We start from the raw sequence: 14,460 nt of genomic DNA, 5'->3' as shown, positions 1-14,460 counted from the left end.
CTCGCGCTCACTTCCAGATACAACGCTCGCGGCAAGCGGGCCCACCCCTAGCCCCTCCCGCAAGCGGGAGGGGGATAAGGAAAGATCATGAACGACATCGCCACCACCAACCGCAAGGCCGAGCTCCTCTCGACCACCGTCGAGCATATCGACATCACCAAGTTCGACGCGCGCCCGATCGTCGATGCGATGAAGAAGATGAGCTTCACCAGCCGCGACCTCGGCCGCGCGACCGACATCTACAACCAGATGCTCGCCGACAAGGATTGCTCGATCTTCCTCGTCATCGCCGGCTCTACCTCGGCCGGCGGCTGCATGGACCTCTATGCCGAGCTGCTGCGCAACAACATGATCGACGGCGTCGTCGCGACCGGCGCGTCGATCGTCGACATGGATTTCTTCGAAGGCCTCGGCCACAAGCATTACCAGGCGCTCGAAGTGCCCGACGACGACACGCTGCGCTCGCTGCTGATCGACCGAATCTACGACACGTACATCGACGAAGAGCAGCTCCAGGATTGCGACCACACGATCCTCGAGATCGCCAATTCGCTCGAGCCGCGGCCCTATTCGAGCCGCGAGTTCATCCGCGAGATGGGCAAGTATCTCGTCGAGAACGGCAAGAAGGAGAACAGCCTCGTCAAGCTCGCCTATGAGCATGACGTGCCGATCTTCTGCCCGGCGTTCGTCGATTCGTCGGCGGGCTTCGGTCTGGTCAAGCATCAGGTCGATCGTGCCAAGGAGGGCAAGCCGTACATGGTGCTCGACGCGATCGCCGACTTCCGCGAGCTGACCGACATCAAGATCAAGGCGGGCACCACCGGCCTGCTGATGATCGGCGGCGGCGTGCCGAAGAACTTCATCCAGGACACGGTCGTCTGCGCCGAGATCCTCGGGCATGACGACGTGCAGGTCCACAAGTACGCGGTGCAGATCACCGTCGCGGACGTCCGCGACGGTGCCTGCTCGTCCTCGACGCTGCAGGAGGCGGCCTCGTGGGGCAAGGTCAACACCGGGATCGAGCAGATGGTGTTTGCCGAGGCCGGTTCGGTGATGCCGCTGCTGGCCTCGGACGCCTATCACCGCGGCCTGTGGAAGGACCGCGTCAAGCGTCGCTGGGGCGCCAGCTTCGACTGATCGCGTTGCAAACAGCAACGAAGTGAGGCAGCCTCCCCCGAGCAATTGGGGGAGGCTTTTTCATGCACAGCGAGATTCTCAAACCAGTCGTGGCGTTGATCGCCTGGACACTGGTGATGCTCGTGTGGATGCTCGTGACCCGCCTGCCGGCGATGAAGGCGTCGGGAATCGATATGGCCAGACTGGTCGGCACCAAGGCGGCCGATGCCGATCGCGGCCTGCCGCCCAAGATCCAGTGGATCGCGCACAATCACAATCATCTGACCGAACAGCCGACGCTGTTCTACGCGGTCTGCGGCGTGATCGCGTTGACCGGCACCGGCGACGGTTTCAACGCCTGGATCGCCTGGGCCTATGTCGTGCTGCGCGTCGCGCACAGCATCTGGCAGGCCACCGTCAACAAAGTGTCGGTGCGGTTCATCCTGTTCCTCGCGTCTTCGCTTATGCTCGTAGCGCTGACACTCCATGCGGCGATGGCGGTGTTTCGCTAACTCAGCCGAACAGGCGCGCCATCGAGCGTTCGAGCATCACCAGCTGCCACAAGGTGCGCCCGTGGTCGGCGCGTCCGCTGCGATGATCGTCGACGAGCCGTGCGATCGTCGCGGCGTTGAACCAGCCCGTCCCCGCGAGCACGCGCGATGACGCCAGCCGCGCCGCCTCATCCGCCAACGCCCCACGGAACCACGCGCTGATCGGCGTCACGAACCCCATCTTCGGCCGATACAGGATGTCCTTCGGGAGATAGCGCTCCATCGCCTTCTTGAGCAGCCACTTCCCCTGCCCGCCCCGCAGTCGCATCCCGGCGGGCAGCTTGGCGGCGAACCCGACCAGCCGATAATCGAGCAACGGCTCGCGCGCCTCGAGCCCGACCGCCATACTGGTGCGGTCGGCCTTGGTCAGGATGTCGCCGGGCAGCCAATGCTGGAAGTCGGCATATTGCGCGCGGTCGAGCGCGTCGCGCGCCGGCGCATCGCGCATCGATCGGACATAGCGATCCTCGGCGCGGTGCCCGCCAAGCGCGGCGCGCGCGGCATCGGTGAACAGCGCCGCGCGCAAGGCCGGGGTCGTCACCCCAACCGAACGGGCATAGCCCTCCGCGCCATCCTCGGCGAGCGCGAGCAGCGTCGTCTTGGCGCGCAGCGGTCGCGGCGCCCAATCGGCCTTGGGGTAATACCGCCCGAGCGTACCGAACACATTGCTGCGGACAGGCGCGGGCACCAGTCCGCGCACCCGCTCCTCGGCCGCCTGGAACTTGTAGCGTCGGTAGCCGGCAAACGCCTCGTCCGCCCCATCGCCCGACAGCGCGACCGTGACATCTTCGCGCGCCAGCTCGCACACCCGGTAGGTGGCAAGCGCCGAGGCATCGGCGAAGGGCTCGTCGAACGCGTGGACCAGCGTGTCGATCAGCGAGAAATCGTCCGCCGCGACGACGCGCTCGCGATGCTGCGTGGCGAAGCGCTGCGCGATCTGATCGGCGTATTTGCGCTCGTCGAGGCTGCTTTCGTCGAACCCGATCGTGCAGGTCCGCACCGCCCCGCGCGATGCCTCGGCCATCAGCGCGACCACCGCCGAACTATCGACCCCGCCCGACAGGAACGCGCCGAGCGCCACGTCCGACACCATCCGCGACGTCACGGCCTCGCGCAGCAGTGCGGTCAATTCCTCCTCAAGCACCTTGACCGATCCGGTCGCGCGCTTCGAGAAATCGACGTCCCACCAGCGCGCCGGCGCGCGCAGCGGCTTCCCGCGCTCGATCAGCAGAGAATGACCGGCCGGCAGCTTCTTCACCCCGGCGACCAAGCACGCGTCGTCCGGCACATAGCCGAACGCCAGATAATCCTCGACTGCGTGGATATCGGGCACGCGGCGCACCAGCGGATGCACAAGCAGCCCCTTCAACTCGGACGCGAACGCCACCGCGCCATCGGCCAGTTCGACATAATGGAGCGGCTTCACCCCCAGCCGATCGCGCGCGAGGAACAGGCACTGCCGCCGCGCATCGTGGAGCGCGAAGGCGAACATGCCGTTCAACCGGTCGAGCATCGCCGGCCCCCACGCCGCCCAGCCATGAAGCAGCACCTCGGTATCGCCCGCGGTGACGAACACCGCGCCCAGCGCCTGCAACTCGGCGCGCAACGCCGCGAAATTGTAGATCTCGCCATTGTAGGTGACGGTCAGCGCACCGTCTTGGCTCGCCATCGGCTGCGGCGAGCCCGCGACGTCGATGATCGACAGCCGGCGATGCCCGAGCCCGACGCCCGGCGCAGTCCACACGCCCGAGCCGTCGGGCCCGCGATGCGCCTGGGCATCGGCCATCGCCTGGATCCGCGCGGGATCGACCGGCTTCGGCGTCGACGGGTAGTAAAGCCCCGCAATGCCGCACATCAGCGCGGCATCCCGGCGGCGCGATCCGCGATGCGGTCGATCGGCCCGAGCTCCGCGATGAAGCGCGTCATCGCGGCGCGCGCGTCATGGCCCGGCAGCACTTCGGCTGACACGTGCACCGCCACCGCACGCTGCGGCCCGCCGATCAGCTTGGCTTTGAGCGTTTCCAGTTTCACGATCGGTCCCTTCGTCGTCACCACATCGCCGACGCGGTACCACGTTACGATCTGGCGTTCGACCGGCCCCGGCGCGCTGACGCGCAGGACGGAACCGCCCGCGAGATCGGGAAGATCCTCGACGCGCAGCCAGACATCGTCCTCGCGGATCGGCCCGACGCCGAACGCGACGATCTCCTTGCCCTCCTGCTGGCTGCCATAGACCGCGATCGCGAGATCGACCGCATCGCCCACCGCATCGGCATAGCGCCCGAACAGGAAATGGTCGGCGCCCGGATAATTGGGCGACCAGGCCGCGCGCGTGCTGGTCGGCACGCGGTGCCAGCCGGGCACTTCGGGAAGCGCGATCACGGCGGGCAACACCTGTGCCCGCCCCGCGATCGCGCTCGACCATAGCGGGAACACCGCCGCGATCGCCAGGACCAGCGCCGCCGCAACCAACACATCGAGCCGCCACCCGGGAACGGCCTGGAATCGCGCCGGATCGAACGCCGGTGCATCGGGCGCACGGTCGAACCAGCGCCAGCCGATCGCCAGCGTCGCCGCCATCACCAGCCCGAAGAAGATCCAGCCATAGACGATATGGTCGAACCCCGTCGCCGCCTCGACCGAGGTGTGATAAGCCGCGAAGATCGTTCCGAACGCGCGGACGCCATTGGCAAGCACGGGTACGATCACCGACACGAGCAGGAACAGCGCCCGCCTGCGCCACGCCACGAAGCAGACATTGGCGACGAGCGTGCCATAGGCGACCATCGCGATCACGAACTTTGCGCCCGAGCACGCCTCGGCGACCTCGAAATGGCCGTTGGGGATCGTGATCAGCACGCCATCGACCTGCGCGGGCACCCCGAACAGATGCAGCAGCGGCATCGTCAGCGCGACGGTCACGCGCTGGAGCGGCTCCTCGAGCCCTTCGCCGAACGGCACGAGGAAGAAGGCGTAGCCCAGCGGAAAGAGCAGCGCGCGGGCGACATTGGGACCGAGCAGCGTCACCGCCGCCCCCTGCAGCATCATGACGATCCCGAGATGCCGCGCGAGCGCGACCCCGCCGGCATCGCCGAACATCCAGCCCAGGCCGCCCAGCGCGACGATCGCCAGCCCCGGCGCCCAGGCGACCGGCGCGACCTGGGCGAGCTCGGCGCGGCGCTGCCACGCCAGCCAGGCGAGTACCGGCGTGATGAACAGGCAATGCCCGAAGGTCGTGCTTGTCCACCAGATCGTCGTCAGCGCAGCCACATCGGTTCGGAACAGCGCGAGCAGCGCGATCGCGACGATCGCGAGCACCGCCGACTGCCGCCGCCACAGCGGCGCAAAGCTCGCGCGCGCCGCGGCGGACGCCTGCGCGGGCATTGCGAGCGTCACCGCCTCAGGCCGCGGAACGGCGCGACGGCGCCTTGACGCTGATCCCCAGCAGCGCGTCGAGCGGCGCGAGCCGCGCCTCCCAGCTGTAGCGCGCCTGGACCTGCGCGCGCGCGGCGCGGCCCAGCTGCGCCGCCGCGGCCGGGTCGTCGAGCAAGGCGATCACCGCATCGGCGATCTCGCCGACGCTCTCGCCGACGCGCAGCGTATCGGCATGGTCGATTCCCTCCGCCGCGGCGCGCGAGGCGACGACCGGCCGCGCCATCGCCATCGCTTCAAGCACCTTGTTCTGGATCCCACGCGCGAGCTTGAGCGGCGCGACCACCACCGAAGCCGCGGCGAGCCAACCGCGGACGTCGGCGACTTCGCCGGTGACGATCACGCCCGGCTGCCTGGCGAGCGCCTTGACCGCCTCGCTCGGCGCGCGCCCGACGATCGCGAAATGGGCGTCGGGGAAGCGCACCCGGATGTGCGGGAAGATCGTCTCGACGAACCAGCTCACCGCCTCCACATTGGGGCGATAATCCATCTGGCCGGTGAAGACGATCAGCGCTTCGGTCGCCTCGATCCGCTTGAACGATGCGTCAGGCGAGAAGACTTCGGTATCGATGCCGTTCTCGACGACATGGACGCGCTCGGCTCCGCTGCGCTCGCGGAACAGCTGCGCCTCGGCTGCGCTGACGAACAGGCTGGCATCGGCGCGCGCGGCGATGCTGCGTTCATACTGGAACAGCAGATGGGCTTCGCGCTGCATCACCCACCCCATCGGACCGCGGCCGTCCTTCGCATAAGCGGCGAACTTGGCCGAATCCATATCGACGAAATCCATGATCACCTTCTGCCGCGGGCGTGCGGGCAAATATTGCGCCATCTGGCTCGAGAAGACGTAGATCGTGTCGATCGCATGGCGCGCGAGCAACGCCTCGACCGCACCGCGCAGCGACCGGCTGTCGAACGACGTCAGCGAGATCGGCTTGCGCGTCACCAGCGCCTCGATCGCCGCGCGCAGCCGCGACTTGGAGCGCCATATGATCGAGCGGTTGCCGGTGAGCTTGGCCAGCCCGCTCTTGCTGCGCAGATCGCGCGTGTCGTCGGCGAAGGCGATGAGATGCACACGGCTGCGAGCCGAAAGGTATTTGAGGATGTGGAAGCCGCGGATCTTGTCGCCGCGGTCGGGCGGATACGGCACGCGGTGGCCGAGAAACAGGATGTCGCCCATCAGCCGAGGCCGCGCGCGATATGCGGGCCGAGCTGGTTCGCGAGCCACAGCGGCAGCTTTTTCCACAGCTCGACCTTGCGCGAATAGCGCGGATCGAGCGGGTTGATCTCGCGCGCCTGGGTGCCGAGCGCAGCGCGCTTGGCATAGGGCAGCGGAACGCCTTCGAAGCCCCAGTTCTTCTTGAATGCCGCCGGCCCGGTCCCGGCCTTGGAACGCCCGAAATCGAAACGCGTGCAGCCGCGCGCGCGTGCGTGCGCCATCAGCGCGAAGTACATCCGGTCATTGGCGCGCAAGCCCCGCGCGGCGTGCGTCCCGCCGCCCCAATAGGGATAGACCGTCCCGTTGAAATACAGGCTGAGCACTGCTGCGACCGGTTGCCCGTTTGCGCGCACGGTAAGGATATCGGCATCTTCTCCGAACTGGTCGAGCACCGAGTGGAACAGCCGCTTGGGGAAGACCGGCGTCCCGAGGTTGCGCACCGATTCGGCATAGACCGCATAATGTGCCGCTCGGTCGGCCGGCGCGCGGCCGATAGAGATTTCGAGATCGGCATCAAGCGCCTTGCGCAGCTCGGCGCGCTGCTTGCGCGGTATCGCGAGCAGTTCGTCGGAATCGCTCGCCGCGAGGTCGCGCGCGAAGCCGAGATAGGTGGTGGTATCGACCTGCCAGCGCTCGACCGGGATCGGACCGCCGCGCAGTTCGAGCGTCGGGCAGCCGAGCCGTTCGGCCAGCGCCCAGGCAGCGCTCGCGAGCGCGGGCACGACCGCTTGGTCGGTCGCGAGAACGCCGCCGCCGACCGCGAAGCCGTTCGACACCAGCGCCTTGCCGAACAAGGGCGAGCGCACCTCGGTCAAAGGCAACATCCCGACGAGCGAACCGTCGGCATGTTCGGCGATCAAGGTATGGCTGGTCTGCCCGCAGCCCCGCGCTACGCCGATGCTCCAGGCAGGGAGATGAAACGGCGTCGCCGCGGCCTGCGCGCGCACGAAGGCATCGAGCCGGATGCGCTCGTCGCTTGCGCGTATGTCGACCGCGCGGACGCCGATCGGCGCCGCGAGCAACGGCGCGGTCACGCGACCGGCTCGCGCTCGCGCGCCGGGAGGTCGAGCGCAGCGACGACTGCGTCCATCCGGCCCCAGTCATGCCGGCTGATCAGCCCGCGCAGCTTGCCCGCCATCGCGCCGAGCCGGCTGTAATGCCGCAGCTTCGATTTCGCCGGCGCATTGGCGACGCGCGGCTGGCCGGGATCGATTTCCCAGGGATGGAAATAGAAGATCGCCGGCTGCCGTTCGCGGCTGACCTGCCGCACAGCATAATCGGTGAGCGCCGCCGGGAAGAGCCGGAAGAAGCCCCCGCCGGTCGCCATCCGGCGCGCGCCGAATTCGGCGACCGTCACCGGCACCTCGATCAGCGCCGAATCGGCGAGCGGGCGGAAGGCGTAGCGCGAGGCTTCGGGCCAGCCATAATGATCGTGCTTGAGCGGCGCGACGCTCGACGAATAGGCATAGCCTTCTTCGGCGAGGACTTCATACGCCCATGGCGTGCGCGCATCGATCGAGAAGCTCGGCGCGCGATAGCCGGTGACCGCAACACCGGCCGCATCCTCGAGCGCAGCGCGCGCGCGCGCGATGTCGGCGCGGAAGCGCGCGGCATCGAGCGTGAAGACGCGGTCATGGTCCCAGCCATGGCTCGCCACTTCGTGCCCGTGTTCGACGATCCGGCGGATCAGCGCGGGATAGCGCGCCGCGACCCAGCCGAGCGTGAAGAAGGTCGCCTTGACGCCGCTTTCGCCGAACAAGGCGAGCACGGCATCGGTATTCCGCTCGACGCGCGGCGTGAGTGAATCCCAGTCCTGCTTGGCGATCACCTTTTCGAACGCGCCGACCTGGAACCAGTCCTCGATATCGACCGTCAGCGCGTGGCGCATCGCTTCATCCCTCGCCATGCGGCATTGCGAGCCCGGGCACCTGCCCCGACTCGGCCCAATCGACGAGCAGCTTTAGCACGCGCCGGAGCGCGAGGTCATGCTCGTCGACACGCGCGGTGAGCGCGGCGATCTGTTCAGCCAAGTCGGAAGTGGGCTCATTATGGACCGGCTCGCCGAGCGCTTCGTGTGTTTCCGACGTCCAGACCGCGTCCTCGATCGGCGTGTTCCAACCGCTATCGTGCGCGGGCGCTTCGTCGACGTGTTCGACGACTGCATCCGGAACGGGCTTGCTGACCGCGAGCACGACCGGATCAGGCGCGTGCAGCGTTTCGGTTTCTTCCCGGCGCTCGACCGTCGGCTCGACATCGACCTCGGGCTCAGCCTCAGCCTCAGCTTCAGCGTCTGGCTCAGGTTCGGGTTCCGGCTCCGGGTCCGGTTCGGGTTCGTCCGCGAACGCAGGCTCGGGTTCGGACTCGAACGCAGCGACCGGTTCCGAATGCGGCACGGCCGGCGTGTCCGGTTCGGGCACGAAGCCTGCCACGGGTTCGATCTCGGGCTGCCGCGCCGGCACCGCCGAGCGCTCGGGGATCGCGATCGGCTTCACCCCGGGCATGTCGCCCGCGATATCGGCGAGCACGGTCGCCACCGCATGCGCGTCGATCGTGTCGAGCTGCTCGATCGCGGCATAGAGCAGTACGCGCCCCGCCAATTGATTGAGCCGGCGCGGCACGCCGTCGGTGCCTTCGTAGAAGGCGTCATAGGCGTCGTCGGTGAAGCCCGGTCGCCCGGTCCACCCCGCGACGCCGAGACGGTGCCGCATATAGGGCTCGACCTCGTCGCGCTCCATCGGGTCGAGATGGTGCACCGCGATGACGCGCTGGCGGAGCTGTTCGAGCCGGTCCGACCCGTGCAGTCGCTCACGGAACTCGGGCTGGCCGAGCAGGAAGATCTGCAGCAGCGCATGGCTGCCGGTCTGGAAGTTCGAGAGCATGCGCAGCTCTTCGAGGCTCGACACCGGCAGCGCCTGCGCTTCGTCGACGATCAGCAGCGTGCGGCGCCCGGCGCGTGCCGTCGCGCGCAGCCCGCGCTCGATCGCGACGAGCAGTTGCGACTTGGTCAGACCGTCGCTGTCGATCTCGAGCCCGCCCGCGACGATCCGCAGCAGGTCCTCCGCCTCGATCTGGGTCGAGACGATCTTGATGACGTGGAGCCGGGTCGCATCGACCGTGTCCATCAGATGGCCGACCAGCGTCGTCTTGCCCGCGCCGACATCGCCGGTGATGACGATGAAGCCCTCGCCCTGCGCCAGGCCATAGCCGAGATACGCCATCGCCTTGCGATGCGTCGCGGTCTCGAACCAGAAACGCGGGTCGGGCGTCAGCTGAAACGGGCGACCGCGCAATCCATAATAGTCTTCGTACATGCTGCTATCCCCGCAACGACAGTTATCCGTCCATGCGTTTCAGAATTGATACCGTACACCCACTTGCCCCGTCGCCGAAAGCTGGTCGGCGGCACCGCTTTGGCTGAACGAATACAGGCCCGCCGAGGCACTCGTGCCGATCCGACCGAAATTGTGATAATAGAGCGCGGTCGCCGCAGCGCTGGTGACACCCGAAGCATCCGGGATCCCGCTGTCGTAATAATTGTAGATCAGCGTGCCGTTGATTCCCGAGACGCGCGTCAGCGGCACATTGGCGAAGGCCTGCGCATAATAGCTCTGGTCGCTCACGCCGTTGATCGTGAAGGCCGCATTGGTCTGATCGGGCGCGAGGAAGCGGCGGTTCGAATAGCCCGCGCCGACGCCGAGATTGAGCTTGCCGCGCGTCGCCGAGATCACCGCGTCGATGCCGCGCGCGCGGTACGCCGAGGTCGAGATCGACTGGAACACGCCGTTGAGGCACCCACCCGCCCCCGCGCCCGCAGCGCCGAAGGTGCAGCCGCTATATTGCTGGGTGAAGGCGGTGCGCTGCTCGAGGAACGAGGTCGGTAGGCCCGCTAGGCTGTTGCGCAACTGGCCGCCAAAGGTCTCGACCGCGTCATAGACGTCGGCGTTGAACGACACCGAGCGTGTCGCGGCGTAGGTGAGCGTGCCGTAATAGGTCATCCCGCCATAGCGCCGCCCGACATGCGCCTGCAGCGTGGTGCGCGACGACGGGCGCCAGATCACGCCCGCGTCGTAGATCAGGCCGTCGGTTTCGTAGGCGATGCGCTGCGGCGAGGCCGGGTCGGTCTTGAAGCGGCCGTTGCGATCGACCACCGGCACGCCATTGGCGTCGAGCAACGCGTCGCGCTGCTTCACCTGCAAATTCTCGTATCCCACGCCCGCGGTGAGCGCGACCGTCGGCGCGACCGGCGCGACGAGATCGGCGCGGACGACCTTGTCCTCGAACTTCTGGTCGAGCTGGTTCGCGGTCTCGCGGTCGTATGCCGCGGAGACGTTGAGCCCGACGGGCAGCACCGTGCCCGGCTTCACGCCAGCGCTGACGTTTACGGTATGGCTCTGCGAGCTGTCGAACGTATCGAGGCGCGGGCTCCCCGCCGCGACGCCGGTGTTCCCCGGCGATCCCGCCTTGGTATAGCCGTAGCGATAGCTCGCCGCGACGCCGACCGGGCCGACATGCGCAGCATAGCTCGGCCCGACATAGCCCGAGAAGACCTGGCTGATATTGTCGCGCTGACCGACCTGCGCGATCGGTGCGGCGCCGCGGATATCCGTCCGCGTCTGCGTCGCGATCGCGCCGGCCTCAATGCTGAGATTGGGCGCGACGCTGATGCTGCCGCGTGCGAGGCCATTGTGCAGATCATCGTCGCCGACGCGCTTGGCGTAGGAAAAATGCCGCTCGTAGCGATAGCTCACCTGGAGCTGCGTGCGCGGCGTCTGGACCGACGCCTCGACCCCGCCAGCGACCGTCGTATAGGTCAGCACATCGTCGTTCTTGAGGTCGGCGGTCACGATCTGCCCGACCTCGATATAGGGCGAGATGCGGCTTCGGCGCTGGGCGTCCTGCGCCTGGGCGGGCGCAGCGACGAGCAAGGCGGTCAGCCCGGTCCCGAGCAGCAGAGCAGTGGAGCGGATGCGGCACATCATGACGCGTCTTCCTGTTGGCCATAATAGCTGCCGAACCGCCGCCCTCCGGGGGCGAACGATACGGCGTTGAGAAGGAGCTGGATCTCTTCGCAGCCGTCGAGCAGGTCGACGGCTTCGCGCAGATCGCCCTCGCTGGTGCGATCGGCACGCACGACGAGCATCACTTGCCCGGCGTGATGCGCAAGCGCGGCGGCAGGCGATGCCGCGAGTACGGGCGGCGAATCGAAGATCAGCACGCGCCGCGGATCGGCGGCGAGCAATTCGGCGATCAGTTCGCCGGTGCGCGCGCTGGCGACGAGCTCGGTGTCGGCGTTCGACTTGGTACCGCACGGCAGCAGGCTGAGATGCGGGATGTCGGTGCGCACGATGCAGCTCTCGACCTCGACCTGCGGATCGGCGAGCGCGTCGAGCAGCCCCCGCCCCTCGCTCAAGCCCAGCCGCGTCATCACGTCGGGCTTTGCGAAATCGGCGTCGATCAGCAGCACCTCGAGATCGCGCTCGGCCGCCATCGAGATGGCGAGGTTGAGCGCGCAATAGGTCTTGCCGTCGTCGGGCTGCGCCGAGGCGACGAGGATCGTCCGCGAAAGGTCGCCCGCGCGGACGCGCACCCCGCGCGCGGTCGTCGACAGCTGGCGCTTCACCAGCCGGAATTCCTCGACCAGCGCGCCGATCGGCGCCCCGGGCACGAGCATCCCGCGCTCGGCGAGCAGCGCGCGATCGATCTTCGCCTCGGTGCCAGGCCGGGGCAAGGCGCGCGGCGCGGCGACCGGTCGCGGCTTCGGCGTGGGCGGGACAGCCGGTGCGACGGGCGCAGTCGGTGTAGCGACCGGCGGTTCGGCGGGCACATCGTCGAGCGGCCGGATCCGGTCGTTGAAATCGTAGCGGCTCGCCGCCTGTTCGAGCAGCGATGGGCGCTTGCGTGGGGTTGGACCGCTCATGCCGCCAATCCCCTTTGAAGCATCTCGACCCCGAGCAACCCGATATAGGCCGCGCCGAGCGCGCCTGCGCCGCCGGCAAAGTAAGCGAGCATCCGCCGCCGGTGCGCGATCTGCGCCTTGGTCACCATCGCGCCGATCGAGCCGATCACCGGCAGGCCGGTGGCTTTCTCGAGCCGACCCGCGGTCGCGAAGGTCGTCTTGAACTGCGCGAGCCCGAACGCGACCGCGACCCCCGCACCGATCGCGAGGATCAGCACGCCGGTCAGCAGCAACGGGCGGTTGGGCGCTGCGGGCACGCGTGGCGCGGTCGGCGGGTCGATCACGCTGAACTTGATCGAATCGGTCTGGCTCTGCGCCTGGCCGCGCAGCTTGATCGCTTCGCGATCGGCGAGCAGCTTGGCGTAGCCGTCCTTCATCACCTGATAATCGTTGTCGATCTGCGATTGCTGCGCGGCGACCGCGGGGTCCCCTGCAAGCTTGCCGTTGATCGCATCGAGGTCATGCTGAAGCTGTGCCTTCCGCGCGGTCAGCGCAGCGACCTGCGCCTGCTTGTCGGCCTGGATCGAGCGCAGCCCGAGATAGGCCGGGTTCGACGCGGACGCCGCACCGCCACCGCCGACCATCGGCTCGTTCCGTGCCGCCGCCTGCGCCGAAGCGAGCTGACTGCGCAGCGCGACGACGTCGGGGTGGTTCTCGGTATAGCCGCGCGCGCGCGCATCGGCGAGCTGGCCCTGGATCGCATTGAGCCGTGCGCGCGCAGGGCCGGCACTCGCCGCGCTTCCGGCCGCGCCGGGGATATTCGCAGGCGTGCCCGCCATCTGGCCGCTGACCACCGACAGCGCCGACTGCGCGGCCGCAAGATCGCTGTCGACCTGCGCCATCGCGGTGCGCGCCGCGCCCATCCGATCGGTGAGCGAGCCCGAGCCCGGCAGACTGCCGAGATAGCGGTTCTGGAAATCGGCGCGCTTGGCGTCGGCGTCGGCGATCTGCTTCTGGCGCTGCTCGAGCTGCGCATCGAGGAACTTGAGGCTAGACGTCGTCTCGTCGCGATCACCCGAGAGGTTCTGTTCGACGAACAGGTCGATCAGCTTCTGGACGATCTGCGCGGACACCTTGGGGCTCGATGCGCTCGCGACGATCTCGAACAGATTGTCCTGCTGCGCGGTGATCTTGATCGCCTTCGACAGCGTGTTGACGCGGTCGGCGACGTCGCGATCGGTCTTTACCGTGTTCGCAAGATCGGTGCCGCGGACGACCTTCTCGAGGTTAACCGCAGATGTCAGCGTCTGGCGGATCGTATCAACGTCCTTCTGCTGGTCAGCGGCGGTGATCCCCACCGCGCTCGGCAGGATCGTGTTGAGCTGGACGAAGACGCGCGCGCGCGCCTCATAGCTGTTGTGCAACTGCGCGACGACAGCCCAGCCGAGCACGGCGACACCCCAGGCGACGCCGAGCGCTACCCAGCGCCGCATCCACATGGTGTGCAGCAGGATCTGCACTTCGGTGATAAAACCACTCATCTGCCAGCGGACCCTAGAACATGCTCTCGGGGATGATGATCACATCGCCCGGTTCGAGCCGCACGTTCGCGCGGCTGTCGCCGTCCTTGAGCAAGCGCGACAGCTTGAGGTTGTATTCGACCTGCTTGCCGGTCTCGCGGTTGTAGCGGACGAGCTTGGCGCGGTTGCCCGCGGCATATTGGCTTAAGCCGCCGACCGAGATCATCGCGTCGAGCAACGTCATGTTCGCGCGGTACGGGATCGAGGCGGGCTTGGCGGTCGCGCCGACGATGCGGATCTGCTGGCTGAAGGTGCCCGAGAAGTTCTCGACGATCACCGAGACGATCGGATCCTTGATATATTCGCCGAGCGCGATCTTCATGTCGTCGGCGAGCATTCGCGGCGTCTTGCCGACCGCGGGCATGTCGCTGATCAGCGGCGTGGTGATCCGGCCGTCCGGGCGCACCTGCACCTTCGACGAGAGCTCGGGGTTGCGCCACACGAAGATGTTGAGCTGGTCGAGCGGGCCGATGATATATTCCTCGCCCGGCTGCTCCTGCCCCGCGACGAAGGCGGCCTGCGGCAATTCGGGACGGCTCGCGGTCGTGCAGCCGGCCAGCGCGAGCGCGCTCGTACCGACGCCCAGAACCGCGCGAACTGACTTCGAAAAACGCTGCATGCATACCTCCCGCCGACTGTGCTGCCGACCCGCGTCACGTCTGACCC

The 14,460-nt window shown here is 67.7% G+C and carries 12 protein-coding genes; 2 read left to right on the top strand and 10 right to left on the bottom strand.

Annotated elements, in window-relative coordinates:
- Nucleotides 1-87: 87 nt before the first annotated feature.
- The gene (locus tag RH90_RS12625) at nt 88-1,137 is read left to right on the top strand and encodes a 1,9-bis(guanidino)-5-aza-nonane synthase (RefSeq protein ID WP_010186065.1); all 1,050 of its coding nucleotides are present in this window, start codon (nt 88-90) and stop codon (nt 1,135-1,137) included.
- A 62-nt stretch (nt 1,138-1,199) separates the two neighbouring features.
- Nucleotides 1,200-1,628: an MAPEG family protein gene (locus RH90_RS12620; RefSeq protein WP_010186063.1), complete on the top strand. Its 429-nt coding sequence runs from the start codon at nt 1,200-1,202 to the stop codon at nt 1,626-1,628.
- Nucleotide 1,629: 1 nt separating this feature from the next.
- On the opposite strand, the gene RH90_RS12615 is transcribed toward RH90_RS12620, so the two are convergent.
- The 10 genes from RH90_RS12615 to RH90_RS12570 are packed head-to-tail and all read right to left on the bottom strand — an operon-like array spanning nt 1,630 to nt 14,413.
- The gene (locus RH90_RS12615) at nt 1,630-3,522 is read right to left on the bottom strand and encodes an XrtA/PEP-CTERM system amidotransferase (protein WP_010186062.1); all 1,893 of its coding nucleotides are present in this window, start codon (nt 3,520-3,522) and stop codon (nt 1,630-1,632) included.
- Nucleotides 3,522-5,051 (bottom strand): exosortase A, encoded by a 1,530-nt coding sequence (gene xrtA, locus RH90_RS12610; protein WP_010186061.1) that lies wholly within the window; start codon nt 5,049-5,051, stop codon nt 3,522-3,524. Before xrtA ends, RH90_RS12615 begins: the two co-directional genes overlap by 1 nt.
- 16 nt (nt 5,052-5,067) lie before the next feature.
- Nucleotides 5,068-6,279: a TIGR03087 family PEP-CTERM/XrtA system glycosyltransferase gene (locus RH90_RS12605; protein ID WP_010186060.1), complete on the bottom strand. Its 1,212-nt coding sequence runs from the start codon at nt 6,277-6,279 to the stop codon at nt 5,068-5,070.
- Entirely contained in the window at nt 6,279-7,352 is a 1,074-nt protein-coding gene (locus tag RH90_RS12600) for a FemAB family XrtA/PEP-CTERM system-associated protein (RefSeq protein ID WP_010186058.1), read from the bottom strand. The genes RH90_RS12605 and RH90_RS12600 overlap by 1 nt, the downstream gene beginning before the upstream one ends.
- Nucleotides 7,349-8,206, bottom strand: coding sequence for an XrtA system polysaccharide deacetylase (locus tag RH90_RS12595; RefSeq protein ID WP_010186057.1), 858 nt, complete (start codon nt 8,204-8,206; stop codon nt 7,349-7,351). Before RH90_RS12595 ends, RH90_RS12600 begins: the two co-directional genes overlap by 4 nt.
- Nucleotides 8,207-8,210: 4 nt before the next feature.
- Entirely contained in the window at nt 8,211-9,629 is a 1,419-nt protein-coding gene (locus tag RH90_RS12590; RefSeq protein WP_010186055.1) for an XrtA/PEP-CTERM system-associated ATPase, read from the bottom strand.
- 39 nt (nt 9,630-9,668) lie between these two features.
- On the bottom strand, nt 9,669-11,297 hold the full coding sequence (locus RH90_RS12585) for a hypothetical protein (RefSeq protein WP_010186054.1): 1,629 nt from the start codon (nt 11,295-11,297) through the stop codon (nt 9,669-9,671).
- Nucleotides 11,294-12,235 (bottom strand): AAA family ATPase, encoded by a 942-nt coding sequence (locus RH90_RS12580; RefSeq protein WP_010186052.1) that lies wholly within the window; start codon nt 12,233-12,235, stop codon nt 11,294-11,296. Before RH90_RS12580 ends, RH90_RS12585 begins: the two co-directional genes overlap by 4 nt.
- On the bottom strand, nt 12,232-13,755 hold the full coding sequence (locus RH90_RS12575; protein WP_010186051.1) for an XrtA system polysaccharide chain length determinant: 1,524 nt from the start codon (nt 13,753-13,755) through the stop codon (nt 12,232-12,234). Before RH90_RS12575 ends, RH90_RS12580 begins: the two co-directional genes overlap by 4 nt.
- 13 nt (nt 13,756-13,768) lie before the next feature.
- The gene (locus RH90_RS12570) at nt 13,769-14,413 is read right to left on the bottom strand and encodes an XrtA/PEP-CTERM system exopolysaccharide export protein (RefSeq protein WP_010186049.1); all 645 of its coding nucleotides are present in this window, start codon (nt 14,411-14,413) and stop codon (nt 13,769-13,771) included.
- Between the last annotated feature and the right edge of the window lie 47 nt (nt 14,414-14,460).

Origin of the sequence: Sphingomonas sp. PAMC 26605, from assembly GCF_000241485.1 — a bacterium.
Lineage (GTDB): Bacteria > Pseudomonadota > Alphaproteobacteria > Sphingomonadales > Sphingomonadaceae > Sphingomonas.
Note: the sequence above shows the minus strand (reverse complement) of the source record. Positions and strands in the feature narration are given on the sequence as shown.

Coding starts and splice junctions, on each gene's coding strand:
- RH90_RS12625 (WP_010186065.1), top strand. CDS start 88: ATGAACGACATCGCCACCACCAACCGCAAGGCCGAGCTCCTCTCGACC.
- RH90_RS12620 (WP_010186063.1), top strand. CDS start 1,200: ATGCACAGCGAGATTCTCAAACCAGTCGTGGCGTTGATCGCCTGGACA.
- RH90_RS12615 (WP_010186062.1), bottom strand. CDS start 3,522: ATGTGCGGCATTGCGGGGCTTTACTACCCGTCGACGCCGAAGCCGGTC.
- xrtA (WP_010186061.1), bottom strand. CDS start 5,051: ATGCCCGCGCAGGCGTCCGCCGCGGCGCGCGCGAGCTTTGCGCCGCTG.
- RH90_RS12605 (WP_010186060.1), bottom strand. CDS start 6,279: ATGGGCGACATCCTGTTTCTCGGCCACCGCGTGCCGTATCCGCCCGAC.
- RH90_RS12595 (WP_010186057.1), bottom strand. CDS start 8,206: ATGCGCCACGCGCTGACGGTCGATATCGAGGACTGGTTCCAGGTCGGC.
- RH90_RS12590 (WP_010186055.1), bottom strand. CDS start 9,629: ATGTACGAAGACTATTATGGATTGCGCGGTCGCCCGTTTCAGCTGACG.
- RH90_RS12585 (WP_010186054.1), bottom strand. CDS start 11,297: ATGATGTGCCGCATCCGCTCCACTGCTCTGCTGCTCGGGACCGGGCTG.
- RH90_RS12580 (WP_010186052.1), bottom strand. CDS start 12,235: ATGAGCGGTCCAACCCCACGCAAGCGCCCATCGCTGCTCGAACAGGCG.
- RH90_RS12575 (WP_010186051.1), bottom strand. CDS start 13,755: ATGAGTGGTTTTATCACCGAAGTGCAGATCCTGCTGCACACCATGTGG.
- RH90_RS12570 (WP_010186049.1), bottom strand. CDS start 14,413: ATGCAGCGTTTTTCGAAGTCAGTTCGCGCGGTTCTGGGCGTCGGTACG.